At 74.1% G+C, this 14,429-nt stretch carries 14 protein-coding genes; 7 read left to right on the top strand and 7 right to left on the bottom strand.

Annotated features, from left to right (window positions below; all coding sequences use genetic code 11):
- Positions 1–109 precede the first annotated feature (109 nt).
- Complete coding sequence (locus BLASA_RS23495; protein ID WP_014376573.1) at positions 110–1,597, top strand: sensor domain-containing diguanylate cyclase; 1,488 nt, start codon at positions 110–112, stop codon at positions 1,595–1,597.
- Here BLASA_RS23495 and BLASA_RS12770 read toward each other — a convergent pair.
- Both BLASA_RS12770 and paaK read right to left on the bottom strand, forming a co-directional pair.
- The gene (locus BLASA_RS12770) at positions 1,563–2,246 is read right to left on the bottom strand and encodes a TetR/AcrR family transcriptional regulator (RefSeq protein WP_014376574.1); all 684 of its coding nucleotides are present in this window, start codon (positions 2,244–2,246) and stop codon (positions 1,563–1,565) included. The genes BLASA_RS23495 and BLASA_RS12770 overlap by 35 nt on opposite strands.
- Positions 2,243–3,580: a phenylacetate--CoA ligase PaaK gene (paaK, locus tag BLASA_RS12775; protein WP_014376575.1), complete on the bottom strand. Its 1,338-nt coding sequence runs from the start codon at positions 3,578–3,580 to the stop codon at positions 2,243–2,245. The genes BLASA_RS12770 and paaK overlap by 4 nt, the downstream gene beginning before the upstream one ends.
- A gap of 120 nt (positions 3,581–3,700) precedes the next feature.
- On the opposite strand from paaK, the gene paaA reads away from it, so the two are divergent.
- The 5 genes from paaA (at position 3,701) to paaE (ending at position 7,644) form a co-directional block, all read left to right on the top strand.
- Positions 3,701–4,678 carry a 1,2-phenylacetyl-CoA epoxidase subunit PaaA gene (gene paaA / locus BLASA_RS12780; protein WP_014376576.1) on the top strand — a complete coding sequence of 326 codons (978 nt, stop codon included), beginning with the start codon at positions 3,701–3,703 and terminating at the stop codon, positions 4,676–4,678.
- 74 nt (positions 4,679–4,752) lie between these two features.
- Positions 4,753–5,040, top strand: a complete 288-nt coding sequence (paaB, locus tag BLASA_RS12785) for a 1,2-phenylacetyl-CoA epoxidase subunit PaaB (protein WP_231839641.1) — start codon at positions 4,753–4,755, stop codon at positions 5,038–5,040.
- A gap of 97 nt (positions 5,041–5,137) precedes the next feature.
- Complete coding sequence (gene paaC, locus BLASA_RS12790; protein ID WP_014376578.1) at positions 5,138–6,049, top strand: 1,2-phenylacetyl-CoA epoxidase subunit PaaC; 912 nt, start codon at positions 5,138–5,140, stop codon at positions 6,047–6,049.
- On the top strand, positions 6,046–6,552 hold the full coding sequence (gene paaD, locus BLASA_RS12795; RefSeq protein ID WP_014376579.1) for a 1,2-phenylacetyl-CoA epoxidase subunit PaaD: 507 nt from the start codon (positions 6,046–6,048) through the stop codon (positions 6,550–6,552). The genes paaC and paaD overlap by 4 nt, the downstream gene beginning before the upstream one ends.
- Complete coding sequence (paaE, locus tag BLASA_RS12800) at positions 6,553–7,644, top strand: 1,2-phenylacetyl-CoA epoxidase subunit PaaE (protein ID WP_041775747.1); 1,092 nt, start codon at positions 6,553–6,555, stop codon at positions 7,642–7,644.
- A 21-nt stretch (positions 7,645–7,665) separates the two neighbouring features.
- Here the strand turns inward: paaE and BLASA_RS12805 are convergent, their stop codons facing one another.
- Both BLASA_RS12805 and BLASA_RS12810 read right to left on the bottom strand, forming a co-directional pair.
- On the bottom strand, positions 7,666–8,694 hold the full coding sequence (locus tag BLASA_RS12805; RefSeq protein WP_014376581.1) for an ATP-dependent 6-phosphofructokinase: 1,029 nt from the start codon (positions 8,692–8,694) through the stop codon (positions 7,666–7,668).
- A 93-nt stretch (positions 8,695–8,787) separates the two neighbouring features.
- A complete protein-coding gene (locus BLASA_RS12810; protein WP_041775748.1) occupies positions 8,788–9,621 on the bottom strand; it encodes an acyl-CoA thioesterase in 834 nt (277 codons plus the stop codon).
- A 51-nt stretch (positions 9,622–9,672) separates the two neighbouring features.
- Here BLASA_RS12810 and BLASA_RS12815 point away from each other — a divergent pair, with 51 nt between their 5' ends.
- A complete protein-coding gene (locus BLASA_RS12815; RefSeq protein WP_014376583.1) occupies positions 9,673–10,542 on the top strand; it encodes a siderophore-interacting protein in 870 nt (289 codons plus the stop codon).
- 4 nt (positions 10,543–10,546) lie between these two features.
- Here BLASA_RS12815 and BLASA_RS12820 read toward each other — a convergent pair whose 3' ends face one another.
- The 3 genes from BLASA_RS12820 to BLASA_RS12830 are packed head-to-tail and all read right to left on the bottom strand — an operon-like array spanning position 10,547 to position 14,395.
- Entirely contained in the window at positions 10,547–12,055 is a 1,509-nt protein-coding gene (locus BLASA_RS12820; RefSeq protein ID WP_014376584.1) for an AMP-binding protein, read from the bottom strand.
- A gap of 28 nt (positions 12,056–12,083) precedes the next feature.
- Complete coding sequence (locus BLASA_RS12825; protein ID WP_014376585.1) at positions 12,084–13,208, bottom strand: acyl-CoA dehydrogenase family protein; 1,125 nt, start codon at positions 13,206–13,208, stop codon at positions 12,084–12,086.
- Complete coding sequence (locus BLASA_RS12830; RefSeq protein ID WP_014376586.1) at positions 13,205–14,395, bottom strand: acyl-CoA dehydrogenase family protein; 1,191 nt, start codon at positions 14,393–14,395, stop codon at positions 13,205–13,207. Before BLASA_RS12830 ends, BLASA_RS12825 begins: the two co-directional genes overlap by 4 nt.
- Positions 14,396–14,429 lie beyond the last annotated feature (34 nt).

Raw genomic sequence — 14,429 nt, forward strand, 5'->3', positions numbered from 1 at the left:
GGTCACGAGGGCCCCCGGCAAGGGAAGGATTCCGCAGAAAGTCCAGCGGGAACGCTCAAGCTTCTCCGGCCTGAACCGATGCCATGGCAACGGCCAGAGGAGGCATGCGGTGTCGAGAGGTACCGGGAGCAAGCCCACGAAGGGACGCACCACGGGCGCGCTGGTGCTGTCCGGCCTGCTGGTCGGGGTCATGGGCGTGCTGGGCCTCGTGTCCACGCACAGCGCCGGGGCGCTCGCGATCGACCAGCACCGGGAGGACCGGGTCGACCAGACCCGTGTGCTCGGCCAGCTGACCGCCCAGACGGTGCGGAACGCCTTCCACCAGCTGGCCGCTGTCCTGGCGCTCCAGGACGAGGACGGCGTCCCACCCTTCAGCGCCGAACCGGGGAACGGACCGGCGGCGGACCGGGACACGGCGCGGGTGCGGAGGATCGTCGAGATGTCGGCCGGCGCGATGGAACTCGGCGCGGCGGTCTTCAACACCCGCGGCCAGGTCGTCGCCTCCTACTCCCCGACCGGCGCGTCCGCCTCGCCCACCGATCCAGGGTTCCGGCCGCTGGTCACGGCGGCCACAGATCCGGGCGCCGGCCGGATCCCGATCTCCGGGATCGTGACCATCGACGACGAGCCGGCTCTCGCGCTGGGCGCGCCGGCGACGCTGTCCGACGGCACGTCGGGCCTGTTCGTCTGCTTCTGGTCGGCCCGCAGCACCACGACGGAGTTCTTCACCGCCGGGGAGGGCGAGGGCTGGATCGTCGACGCGGAGGGGCTGGTCGTCGGCGCGCCGGACCCTGCGCTGATCGGCACATCGCTGCCCTATCCCGCGGCGTTGCAGGCCGCTCGGTCCGGCGGGGACCACGGCATCGTGGACACCGACGACGGCGGGACCGACCACGTCAGCGCCTGGCAGGACATCGACGGCACCACCTGGACGGTCCTGAACGTGCAGACGCGGGACGCCTTCCAGGGCCACCTGGAACGCGCGAGCCTGCGCACGGAGCTGCTCGTGCTCGGCATGCTGCTGACGACCGGTACGGCGCTGGTCGTGCTGAGCCGCCGCCGCGAGCGGGCCATGGCCGTCATCGCCTCGACCGACGAGCTCACGAGGATCCACAACCGGCGTGGCTGGTTCGAGCTGGCGGAACAGGAGCTCGCCCGCGCCGCCCGGGCCGGTGAGACGCGGCTCGCCGTCTTTCTCGACCTGGACGGGCTCAAGCAGGTCAACGACGTCCTGGGTCACGAGGAGGGCGACCGAGCCATCGCGTCGGCCGCAGCCGTCCTGCGGGCGGCGTGCCGGTCGGGTGACGTCCTCGGCCGTCTCGGCGGGGACGAGTTCGTCGTCCTGCTGGGCGACGGCGCGGACGCGGCGGTGGCGCGCCGGCGGGTGCACGAGGCCCTCGACGACTTCAACGCCGGATCGAGCGCCGCCTTCGAGCTCCGCTTCTCCATCGGCGCCGAGCCGTGGGACCCCGAGCGTCCGTGCTCGGTGGAGGACCTGGTCCGGCGCGCCGACGAGCGGATGTACGCCGACAAGCAGTCACGGACCGACCGCTACGACAACCTCATCCGAGTGCCGGCCAAGGTCCCGGTCGGCTGACCGGTCCCCTGCGGTTCGTACGGCCGGCCGGGCCGGGGCGCGCGGAGGTGCGCAGCCCGTCGAACATGGTGGCGACCAGCGCGTCGGCCACGGCCGTCGCGTCGAGCCCGCCGTCGGGGCGGTACCACTCGGTGAGGGAGTTGACCGCGCCGAACAGCAACCGGCTGGTGACGGCGGGATCGACGTCGGGCCGGACGTCGCCCTCCTCCTCCGCGGCGCGCACCAGCCCGGTGACCAGCCGATCGAACTCGCGCCGCCGCGCCAGCGCCTCCTGCTCGACCGGCGAGTTGCCGCGCACCCGCAGCAGCAGGGTCACGAACGGCAGTTCCCGGGTGAGCACCCGGACCGATCCGCGGACGACGTGCTCCAGCCGTTCGATCGCCGGCCCGCCGGTGGCGCCCGGTTCGCGGGTGACCGCGAACAGCGCGTCCAGGGCCCGGTCGAGGGCCAGCCGCAGCAGCTCTCCCTTGCCCGGCACGTGGTGGTAGATCGCGGACTTGCTGACGCCGGCCCGGGTGGCGAGCTCCTCCATGGTCGTGGCGTCGTAGCCGCGCTCGTTGAACACCGCGACGGCGACCCCGAGCAGCGAGTCCAGCGAGTGGCCCGGACGACCCCGCCGGGCCGGACCGGCGTTCCCGGGACGCGTCATGCGCGCTCGCGCAGGTCGGTCAGCCGCTTGAGCTTGCCCAGCGAACGCTCCAGCGTCTCCGGATCGACCACGACCACCTCCACGCTGGTCCCGACGCCGTCCTTGACCGCCTGCGCGACCTCGGCGGCGGCGGCCGGACGGCGCGGGGCCGGGCAGTCGGGCCGCGCCTCCACCCGGACCGTGAGGTGGTCCATCCGGCCACGGGTGCTCAGCTCCAGGGCGAAGTGCGGCGAGAGACCGGGGGTGCGCAGCACCACCTCCTCGATCTGGGTCGGGAAGAGGTTCACCCCGCGCAGGATGATCATGTCGTCGGTGCGGCCGGTGATCTTCTCCATCCGGCGCATGCCGGGGCGGGCGGTGCCCGGCAGCAGCCGGGTCAGGTCGCGGGTGCGGTAGCGGACGACCGGCATCGCCTCCTTGGTCAGCGAGGTGAGCACGAGCTCCCCCTGCTCCCCGTCGGGCAGCACCTCGCCGGTGACCGGGTCGATGACCTCCGGGTAGAAGTGGTCCTCCCAGATGTGCAGGCCGTCCTTGGTCTCCACGCACTCCTGGGAGACCCCCGGCCCCATGACCTCGGACAGGCCGTAGATGTCGACGGCATGGATGTCCATGCGGTCCTCGATCTCCCGGCGCATCTGCTCGGTCCAGGGCTCCGCGCCGAGGATGCCGATCTCCAGGCCGGATGCCCGTGGGTCCAGCCCCTGCCGCTCGAACTCGTCGATCACGGTGAGCAGGTAGGACGGCGTCACCATGATGATCCGCGGCGCGAAGTCGGTGATCAGCTGGACCTGGCGCGGGGTCATGCCCCCGGAGACGGGGACGACCGTGCAGCCGAGCTTCTCCCCGCCGTAGTGGGCGCCGAGGCCGCCGGTGAACAGGCCGTATCCGTAGGCGTTGTGCAGCCGGTCGCCGGCGCGGCCGCCCGCGGCCCGGATGGAGCGCGCCATCAGCGCCGCCCAGGTGTCCAGGTCCCCCTCGGTGTACCCGACCACCGTGGGCCGGCCGGTGGTACCGGACGAGGCGTGCACGCGGCGGACCTGGTCCTGCGGAACGGCGAACATGCCGAACGGGTAGTTCTCGCGGAGGTCGGCCTTGCCGGTCGTGGGGAATGCGGCGAGGTCGGGCAGCTCCCGGCAGTCGTCGGGGTGCACCCCGGCCGCGTCGAACGCCCGCCGGTGGTGCGGCACGTTGTCGTAGGCGTGCCGCAGGGTCCACCGCAGCCGTTCGAGCTGCCGGGCGCGGAGCTCGTCGACCGGCATCCGCTCGGCGGGATCGAGGAGGGCGGGGTCGGGTGCGGCCCCGAGCCGGCGCGTGCTGTCGGTCGTCGTCATCATCGGCCGTCCCCTCGGACGTCGGCCCGGACCGGTCGGCCGGACCGCTTGTGCGGTTCCGTGTCACGGGTCACACTATTACCGACCGATCGGTCGGTAAATGCCGCCCACTGGAGGAGCCCGATGTCCGCACCCGCCCTGGAACGGCCCCGTGCCGACGGCCCCCCGGATCCCGCCGCCCTTCAGGAGCGGTTCGACGCCACCATCGCGGCCGGCCAGCGGATCGAGCCGCGCGACTGGATGCCCGGGGGCTACCGGAAGACGCTGATCCGCCAGATCGCCCAGCACGCCCACTCCGAGATCATCGGCATGCAACCCGAGGGTGACTGGCTGCTGGCCGCACCCAGCCTCCGCCGCAAGGCGATCCTGCTGGCCAAGGTGCAGGACGAGGCCGGGCACGGCATGTACCTGTATGCGGCGGCCGAGACCCTCGGCGCGGATCGGGCCGACCTGACCGACAAGCTGATCGAGGGCCGGCAGAAGTACAGCTCGATCTTCAACTACCCGACGCTCAACTACGCCGACGTCGGGGTCATCGGCTGGCTCGTCGACGGCGCGGCGATCTGCAACCAGGTGCCGCTGTGCCGCTCCTCCTACGGCCCCTACGCCCGGGCGATGATCCGCATCTGCAAGGAGGAGTCCTTCCACCAGCGGCAGGGCTACGAGCTGCTGATGACGATGATGCGCGGCACCCCCGAGCAGCGGGCGATGGTGCAGGACGCCGTCGACCGGTGGTGGTGGCCCTCGCTGATGATGTTCGGCCCGCCCGACGAGGACAGCCCCAACTCCGCGCAGTCCATGGCCTGGGGCATCAAGCGGCACGGCAACGACGAGTTGCGCCAGCGCTACGTGGACATGTCGGTGCCGCAGGCCGCGTTCCTGGGCGTCACGCTGCCCGACCCGGAGATCGCCTGGGACGCCGAGACCGGGCACTACCGGTTCGGCCGGATCGACTGGGCCGAGTTCAAACGGGTGATCAGCGGCGACGGCCCGGCCAACGCGGAGCGGATCGCCCGCCGGCGGGCCGCCCGCGACGACAACGCCTGGGTGGTCGAGGCGGCCACTTCCTACGCGCAGAAGCAGGCGGAGGCGGCGGCATGACCGACGTGACGGCGGAAGGCGGCCACGGCGCCGTCCCCACCGGGGCCGGGGTACCGGTCGAGCCCAGGCCGGCGCTGAGCCGCCGGGACTGGCCGCTGTACGAGGTGTTCGTCCGCGGCAAGCGCGGGCTCAACCACGTGCACGTCGGCTCGCTGCACGCCCCGGACGACGAGATGGCCGTGCACGCCGCCCGCGACGTCTACACCCGCCGCAACGAGGGCGTGAGCATCTGGGTGGTCAAGTCCGCCGACATCACCGCCTCCAGCCCGGACGAGAAGGACCCCATGTTCGCGCCGAGCGGCGACAAGGTCTACCGGCACCCCACGTTCTACGAGATCCCCGAGGGCGTTCCCCACATGTGAGAGGACCCCCTCTCCCCCCACCCCCTCGGTCCGCGGGGAAGGGGCCCCGAGAGGGAGCCGACGGCTGATCACGCGGAGCATGGAGAGGAACCCTGCGATGGGTCACGAGGAGACCGTCTACGACGCGCTGGACTCCGCCCACGACGGCGACGGGCACTGGGCGTTCGGTACCGGGTTCGACGAGCCGCTGGCGGGGGTGGACACCACCGTTCCCGAGGGCATCGACCCGGCCGATCTCGGCGCGTACTGCCTGATGCTGGGTGACGACGCCCTGGTGCTGGCCCAGCGCCTGATGCAGTGGGTGACCTCCTCCCCCGAGCTCGAGGAGGAGGTCGCGGTCGCCAACGTCGCGCTCGACCTGCTCGGTCAGGCCCGGCTGCTGCTCGCCCGCGCCGGTTCGGTCGGCGTGCTGGGGCGCAGCCGCGACCACGCCACCGCGAGCATCGCCGACGAGGACGCACTGGCCTACTTCCGCGACCCCGACGAGTTCCGCAGCACCGGCCTGGTCGATGCGCCCAACGGCGACTTCGCGCAGACGATGGTCCGGCTCCTGGTCGCCGCCACGGTGCGGCTGGCGGTGTTCGCCCGGCTCCGCGGGTCCCGCGATCCGGTCCTGGCCGCGATCGCCGCCAAGGGCGTCAACGAGCTCGCCTACCACCGGGACCACGCCGCCCGCTGGGTGATCCGACTGGGCGACGGCACGGCGGAGTCCCACCGCCGGGCGCGGGACGGGGTCGATGCCGTGTGGCCGCTGCTGGCCGACCTCTTCACCGCGACCGACGTCGAGCAGCGGCTCAGCACCGCCGGTGTCGCCGTCGACCCGGCGGACGTCCGCGCGGAGGTGCGATCGGTGCTCGGCGAGGTGCTCGACCGGGCCACGCTGCCGGTGCCGGCCTGGCCGGCGGACGCAGCCCCGCAGGGCCGCGCCGGCCGGCACGGCCCCGAGCTTCCCGACCTGCTGGCCACGCTGCAGGGCCTGGCCCGGGCGCACCCGGCGGCCACGTGGTGACCGCCGGGCGGACGGACCCCCGCGCCGTCGCCGAGGCGGTGACCGACCCCGAGCTGCCCCTGGTCACGCTCGCCGACCTCGGCGTGCTGCGGGACGTGCGCACCGAGGGCGACGGCACGGTGGTCGTCGAGATCACCCCGACCTACAGCGGCTGCCCCGCGATGGGCGTGATGCGCGCCGACCTGGTGCACGCCCTGCACTCCGCTGGCTTCCCCGACGTGGACGTCCGGACCGTCCTCTCCCCCGCCTGGACCACGGATTGGATCTCCGACGCGGGCCGCCGGAAGCTGGCCGCCGGCGGGATCGCCCCACCGGGCGCCGCACCGGCCCGCACGGACGGCCCGGTGCCGCTGCAGCTGGGACCGTCCCGACGCACCGCCGCCTGCCCGCTGTGCGGCTCGCCCGACACCGAGGAGCTGAGCGAGTTCAGCGCGACCGCCTGCAAGGCGCTGCGCCGGTGCCGGAGCTGCCGGGAGCCGTTCGAGCACGTCAAGGAGATCTGAGTGGCATCGACATCTGCCCCGCCGAGCGCGCGCAGACGGCCGCAGTTCCACGCTTTGACCGTCGCCCGCGTCGAGCGGCTGACCGACGACGCGGTGGCGATCACCTTCGCCGTCCCCGAGGAGCTGGCCGCGGACTACGCGTTCCGCCCCGGGCAGGCCCTGACCCTGCGCCGGGTCGACGGCGACCGCGACGAGCGCCGCTCGTACTCGATCTGCGCACCGGTCGGCGCCCCGCCGCGGGTGGGGGTCCGCGAGGTGCCGGGCGGCTTCTTCTCCTCCTACCTGGTGCACGAGGTGCGGACCGGGGACCGGATCGAGGTGCTGCCGCCGTCGGGCACCTTCACCGCGGACCTGTCCGTGCCCGCCGACCACGTCTTCGTCGTCGCCGGCTCGGGGATCACCCCGGCGCTGTCGCTGGCCGCGAGCGTGCTGCGCGACGGACGGTCGACCGTCACCGTCTTCTACGGCAACCGGCGGGCCAACACGGTCATGTTCGCCGACGAGCTGGCCGACCTGAAGGACGCCTACGGGCCACGGTTCCAGCTGGTGCACGTGCTCTCCCGGGAGCCCCGGGATGCGGAGATCACCAGCGGGCGGCTCGACGGCGCCCGGCTGCGCGCCCTGGTCGAGAACCTGGTCGACGTCGAGCACGTCGGGCACTGGTGGCTCTGCGGACCGCACGGCATGGTCGGCGACGCCCGGGAGCTGCTCGCCGGGCTGCACGTTCCCACGGAGTGCGTGCACCAGGAACTGTTCTACGTCGACGACGTCCCGCCGCAGCCGGTGCGCGGGGACCAGGAAGTGGTCTCGGGGCCCAGCAGCGAGGTGACGGTCGTCCTGGACGGGCGCACGACGACGCTGGCCCTCCCCCGCGACGTGCCGGTGCTCGACTCGGCGCAGCGGATCCGCGGCGACCTGCCCTTCGCCTGCAAGGGCGGGGTGTGCGGCACCTGCCGGGCGCGGGTCACCGAGGGCCGGGTGGAGATGCGGCGGAACTACGCCCTGGAGGCCGAGGAGCTGGCGGCGGGGTACGTGCTCACCTGCCAGAGCCTGCCGCTGTCCGACACCGTCCGGGTCGACTTCGACGCCTGAGCAGCCCCGCCCGCGGCCGGCTCAGCCGGTGAAGGCGCGGGTCTCCGCGAGCCGGGCGGGAGTCACGGTCTTGAGCCGGGCGACGGCGCGGGCCAGCGGGACCAGCTCGATCTCCGTGCCGCGCAGGGCGACCATCTGGCCGTGGTGCCCCTCGTGCGCGGCGGTGGTGGCGTGCAGGCCGAAGCGGGTGGCCAGGACCCGGTCGAACGAGGTCGGCGTCCCGCCGCGCTGGACGTGCCCGAGCACCGTCGCCCGCACCTCCTTGCCGGTGCGCCGCTCCAGCTCCTCGCCCAGCTGCTGGGCCACGCCGGAGAACCGGCGGTGGCCGAACTCGTCGATGCCGCCCTCCCGGAACGCCATCGTCCCCGGCAGCGGCATCGCGCCCTCGGCGACGACGCCGATGACGTGCGAGTCGCCGCGCGCGAACCGCTCGCAGACCAGCCGGACCACCTCGTCGACGTCGAACGGCTCCTCGGGCACCAGGGTCAGGTGCGCGCCGGCGGCGAGACCGGCGTGCAGCGCGATCCACCCGGCGTGCCGGCCCATCACCTCCACCAGCAGCACCCGCTGGTGGGACTCCGCAGTGGTGTGCAGCCGGTCGATGAGCTCGGTGGCGATGCTGACCGCGGTGTCGAACCCGAAGGTCAGGTCGGTGCCGTCGATGTCGTTGTCGATGGTCTTCGGGATGCCCACCACCGGGACGCCGGCCTCGGACAGCACGTGCGCCGCGGTGAGGGTGCCCTCCCCGCCGATCGGGATCAGCACGTCGATCCCGTGCTGGTCGAGGGTCGCCCGCATCTCGTCGATGCCGGCGTGCAGCTTCTCCGGAGCGACGCGGGCCGAGCCCAGCGTCGTCCCCCCGCGGGTCAGCAGTCCGTCGACGGCGGCGACGTCCAGGGGCGTGGACCGGTTCTCCAGCAGCCCCCGCCAGCCGTCGCGGAAGCCGATGACCTCGCTGCCGTAGTGGACGCCCGCAGTGCGGACCACCGATCTGATGACCGCGTTGAGGCCGGGGCAGTCGCCGCCTCCGGTCAGGACTCCGATGCGCACCGGCTGGCTCCTCGCGGTCGTGGGCCGGGACGCGACCGACCATACGTCATGACGTCTAGACGACCCGGGCGCCGCGCGCTACCGCGGCCGTTGTCAGCGCCCCGGGCGGAACGGGTTCCGGCCCGGCCGGAACAGTGTCTCCTGCGTGAAGCTCGCCGCCAGGACGCCGCTCGGTGTGGCGATCGACCCGGTGTACCAGCCTCGCCCGCCCGAGACCGTGCCCGGGACCATGTCCATGAGCACCCAGTCGTCGAGCCGGGCCGGCCGGTGGAACCACAGCGCGTGATCCAGCGTCGGGCCCGGGCTCGCGTCGTTCTCGGGCAGCGCGGACAGCCCCGTCCCGATGTCGGACAGGTAGGTGAGCACGCAGGCGTGCACCAGCGCCTCCTCCGGCAGCGGCACGGTCGCCCGCGCCCAGAACCGGTTCGGGAAGCGCCCCTCGTACGGCTGCGACGGACGGCGGCTCTCCATGGAGAACAGCCGCGGCAGCGCCAGCGGGGGCAGTTCCCCGGGCGGGTCCACCCGGGGGGTCTCCTGCACCTGCACGTCCGGGCCGGGCCCGGGCACCTGGAAGGAGGCCGACATGCTGAAGACGACCTCGCCGCCCTGGATGGCGACGACCCGCCGCGCCGAGAACGACCCACCGTCCCGGTCGCGGTCGACCCGGAAGATCGTCGGCCGGGCGGCGTCGCCGCTGCGCAGGAAGTAGCCGTGCAGGGAGTGCGGCAGGCGGTCGGCCCCGACGGTCCGGCCGGCGGCGTACAGCGCCTGGGCGGCGACCTGGCCGCCGTACAGCGGGAACGGGTCGGCGAACAGCAGGGTGCTGCGGTAGAGATCGCGGTCGATCTCCTCCAGCGCCAGCACGTCGAGCACCGTCGGCTCGGGCGCCGATCGGTCCCCGGCGGCAGCAGAAGCGAGCGTCTCCACCTCCGGACCATAACCGGGCGCCGGGAGATCACCTCTGTACCGTCGCCAGTCGTGACGAGCCAGCCAGCACCGACCGGCGACGGCCGACCGCCCCGCAAGCGCACCCCCCGGATCGGCGAGGTGGTCCGGTCCGCCTGGATCACGCCGCACATGGTCCGGGTGGTGCTCGGCGGCGAGGGGCTGACCGGTCTGCGGGTCGGCGAGTTCACCGACTCCTACGTCAAGCTGCTGTTCCCGCCCGCCGGCGCGACGTACTCGGTGCCCTACGACGTCGAGCAGATCCGTGCCGAGCTGCCGCAGGAGCAGTGGCCGGTCACCCGCACCTACACCGTGCGAGCCTGGGACCCGGCAGCCGGCGAGCTGACCGTCGACTTCGTGCACCACGGCGACGAAGGGGTGGCCGGCCCCTGGGCGGCGGCGGCCCGGCCCGGTGACCGGATCCAGTTCATGGGACCCGGCGGCGGCTACGCGCCCCGCCCGGACGCCGACTGGCACCTGCTGGCCGGTGACGAGTCCGCACTGCCCGCGATCGCGGCCACGCTCGACCACCTCCCGCTCGGCGCACGGGCGGTGGTGCTCGTCGAGGTGGCCGGTCCCGCCGAGGAGCAGACCGACCTCGCCGTCGGGCCGGGCGTCGACCTGCGCTGGCTGCACCGCGGGGACGCCGAGCCCGGCACCGCTCTGGTCAGCGCCGTCCGGGCCCTCGCCCTGCCGACCGGCTCCGGGCACGTCTTCGTGCACGGTGAGGCGCACGCCGTCCGTGAGCTGCGCCGGCACCTGCGGGCCGAGGGCAGGCTCGACCCGGCGTGGACGTCGGTCTCCGGCTACTGGCGTCGCGGGGACACCGAGGACCGCTGGCAGGCGACCAAGCGGGAGTGGAACGCCGCCCTGGAGGCGGAGGGCGCCGGCCCCGCGCGCTGAGCCGTCAGGACCGGGGCCGCGCCCGCAGGGCCTTGCGATCGATCTTGGCGACGGCGGTCAGCGGGATGGCGTCGACCACGTGCACCTCCCGCGGGTACTTGGCGGCGCTCACGTGCCGCCTCGCGTGCTGGACGACGTCGGCCGGCTGCAGAGTGGCACCGGGGACGACCGTCACGTAGGCGACGACCTCCTCCCCCACCCGCGGATCGGGACGGCCGACGACGGCCGCCGCGGAGATCTCCGGATGGGCCACGAGCGCGTCCTCGACGTCCCGCGGGTACACGTTGAACCCGTTGCGGATGATCACGTCCTTGATCCGGTCGACGACGTACAGGTAGCCGTCCTCGTCGAAGGTGCCGACGTCACCGGTGTGGAACCAGCCGTCGCGGACCGCCTCCGCCGTGGCCTCCGGCGACCGCCAGTAGCCCTGCATCAGCACCGGTCCCCGTACCCGGATCTCCCCGTGCGCGCCGGGCGGCACCGGCCGTCCCGCCTCGTCCACGACCTCCACCTCGGCGCCGGCGACCGGCTTGCCCACCGACCCGAGCCGGCGCGCGCCGGCCGGCTGTGCGGAGATCAGCGAGCTGGTCTCGGTACAGCCGTAGCCCTCCCGCACCTCGGCCGAGGGCACCCGCCGCTCGAACTCCAGGGCCACCTCCCGGGGCAGGGGGGCGCCTCCGCTGCTGACCAGCAGCAGCGAGGACAGGTCGTGCTGTTCCAGCGGCTGCTCGAGGAGCCGCTGGAACATCGAGGGGACGAACGCCGTCTGCTGGACGCGGTGCTGCTCCACCAGCGCGAGGAACCCGGCCGGGTCGAACCAGCGCATGACGACGCTGCGCCGGATCTCCGGCATGTGGTAGCCGGCCACGGACATCAGCAGCCCGTAGACGTGCGCCATCGGCAGGCACAGCAGGCCGACGACGACGTCCGGCTGGGCGGCGGCGGCCAGCGCCGCGCCCGAGGCGTCCAGGCCGCCGTGGGAGAGGGCCACCCCTTTGCTCCGCCCGGTCGTCCCGCCGGTGTAGAGCAGGACGGCGAGGTCCTCGGGACCGCGCGGGACGATGCCGAGCTCGGCGGCGGACTCCAGCTCCTCGAGCGGGAGCGTGCGCCCGTCGCCGCCCCCGACGACGATCACCGGCAGGTCGTCGGCCACCCCGGTCACCGTGTCGGCGAACTCGGGCGTCGTCACCACCGCCACCGCGCCGGAGTCGCGCAGGACGTGCCGGAGCTCGTCGTCGCTGAGCAGGAACATGGCCGGGGTGACCACGGCGCCGGCTCGCCAGAGGGCAGCCGAGACGATCATCACCTCCGGGCAGTTGGCCATGAACAGCACCACCCGGTCCCCCGGGCGCACGCCCAGTCGGGCGAACCCCCCGGCGGTCCGGCGGGCCCGGGCGGCGAGCTCCTCGGCGCGGTGCCAGCGGCCCTCGAACCACAGCTGGTCGTGGTCGCCGAGCCGCTCCAGGCGCGCCTCGGCGCGGCGGGTCAGCGACACCGCGGTGCTGCTGGTCACGACCTCCCTCCCGGGCGGGCGGCCGGCGTCACGGGGCGGCCGGTGCGGGCAGGTCCAGCAGGCCGGCCAGCCGGGTCCGGTGGGCGCCCGGTGTGCCGAAGGCGATCTGGTCGGCCTTGGCCCGCTTGAGGTACAGGTGCGCCGGGTGCTCCCAGGTCATCCCGATGCCGCCGTGCAGCTGGACGGCCTCCTCGGCCGCCCGCACGGCGACCTCGCCGCACCAGGCCTGGGCCACGGCGCTGGCCACCGCGCGGTCCGGATCGTCCTCGGCGACGGTCACCGCGGCGTAGCGGGCCGCCGCGGCCGCCTGCTCCACGGCGACGAAGAGGTCGGCCAGCCGGTGCTTCAGCGCCTGGAAGCCCCCGACCACCCGACCGAACTGCCGGCGGTCCTTGAGGTAGGCGACGGTGCTGGTCAGGCACCACTGCGCGACCCCGAACTGCTCCGACGCCAGCAGCGCGGCACCGACCTCGAGCCCGTGCCGGACGGCGGCGTCTCCCGCCTCCGCACCGAGCACCTCCCGGCCGGCCGGTCCGTCGAGGACCACGTCGGCGAGCTGACGGCTCATGTCCAGGGAGATCACCGGGTCGATCCGCGCGTCGCCGGCCGGCACGGCGTGCACGCTGATCCCGTCGGGGCCGGTCACGGGCACGAGCAGGACGTCCGCCTCGAGGGCGCCGGCGACCCCGCGCACCTGCCCGGCCATCGTCCCGGTCCCGTCGACGGCGAACCCGGGCAGGCCGCCGCCGAGGGCGGTACCCAGCGGCACGAGCAGCGCCGCGGTCCGCTCGCCGGCGGCCAGAGCGGCCAGGAGGTCGTCGCCGGCTCTTCCGGGCGCGGCGGCCGAGAGCACCGTGGTGGCCACGATGCTGCTGGTCAGGAACGGCACCGGCGCCACCGCCCGGCCGAGCTCCTCCAGGACGACGGCGGCCTCCCGGGCCGACGCCCCGGCTCCCCCGCGCGTCTCGGGGACCAGCAGCCCGGCCAGGCCGAGGTCGGCGGCCAGTGCCCGCCACAACGGCGCGACCGACGACCGGTCGCCGTCGTAGACCGGCACCACCGCCGAGGGCGGGCACCGGTCGGCGAGCAGCTCGCGGACGCTGGCCCGCAGGTCGTCCTCGACGTCGGTGGGCAGCAGGTCCAGGTCGCTCATCGGGGCAGGTCCTTCCAGGGCAGGTCCTTGTCGACCCGGAGCTCCGGTGGCAGGCCGAGCACCCGCTCGGCGAGGACGTTGCGCAGGATCTCGGAGGTGCCGCCCTCGATGGAGTTGCCCTTGGCCCGCAGGTAGCGGTAGCCGGCGTCCCGTCCGGTGAAGTCCACCCGCTCGGGGCGCACCATCGTCCAGTCCGAGTAGCGCAGGCCCTCCTCCCCGAGCAGTTCGAGCTCCAGCCCGCTGGCCTCCTGCGCGACGCGGGCGAACGCCAGCTTCATGCCCGCGCCCTCCGGCCCGGGCTGACCCACGGCCAGCTTCTGCGCCAGCCGCTTCCCGGTGAGCCGGGTGACCTCGGCCTCCACCCACAGTCGGAGCATCCGCTGGTGGGCGTCCGCGGTGCGCAGCTCGGGGCGCTCCCGCCAGGTGCGGGACAGCACGCCGACCATCCCGCCCTCCCGGGGCGCGCCGCCCCCGATGGCGACCCGCTCGCTGTTGAGGGTGGCGGTGGCGACCCGCCAGCCCTCGCCCTCCGCCCCGAGGCGGTGGCCGTCGGGGAGGTGCACGTCGGTGAGGAAGACCTCGTTGAACTCCGCCTCGCCGGTGATCTGGCGCAGCGGGCGCACGTCGACGCCGGGGGCGGTCATGTCGCAGAGGAAGTAGGTCAGCCCGGCGTGCTTGGCGACGTCCGGGTTCGTGCGGGCCACCAGGATCGCGAAGCGGGCCTTGTGCGCCCCGGAGGTCCACACCTTCTGGCCGTTGACGACCCACTCACCGTCCTCCCGGACGGCGCGGGTGCTGACGGCGGCGAGGTCGGATCCGGCACCCGGCTCGCTGAACAGCTGGCACCACAGCTCCTCGCCCGTCCACAGCGGCCGGAGGAAGCGGCGCTTCTGCTCCTCCGTGCCGAACGCGAGGATCGTCGGCGCCGCCATGCCCAGGCCGATCCCGTTGGCCCGGGGGTCGTTGTCGGGGGCGCCGGCCCGGGCGAACTCCTCCTCCACCTGCGACTGGAGGGACCGGGGCAGACCGAGCCCACCGTGGCCGGGTGGGAAGTGCACCCACGCCAGCCCGGCGTCGTACCGGGCCCGGAGGAACTCCAGCCGATCGGCGGCGGCCGGCGGGTGCGCGGCCAGGAAGTCCGCGACCCGCTGCCGCAGGTCCCCGGGAATGGTCGGTGCGTCGCTCATCGGTGCTCCCTGCGTCGTCGGTCCTGGCCCCGGC

It is taken from the genome of Blastococcus saxobsidens DD2, assembly GCF_000284015.1.
GTDB classification, from domain to species: Bacteria; Actinomycetota; Actinomycetes; order Mycobacteriales; family Geodermatophilaceae; genus Blastococcus; species Blastococcus saxobsidens_A.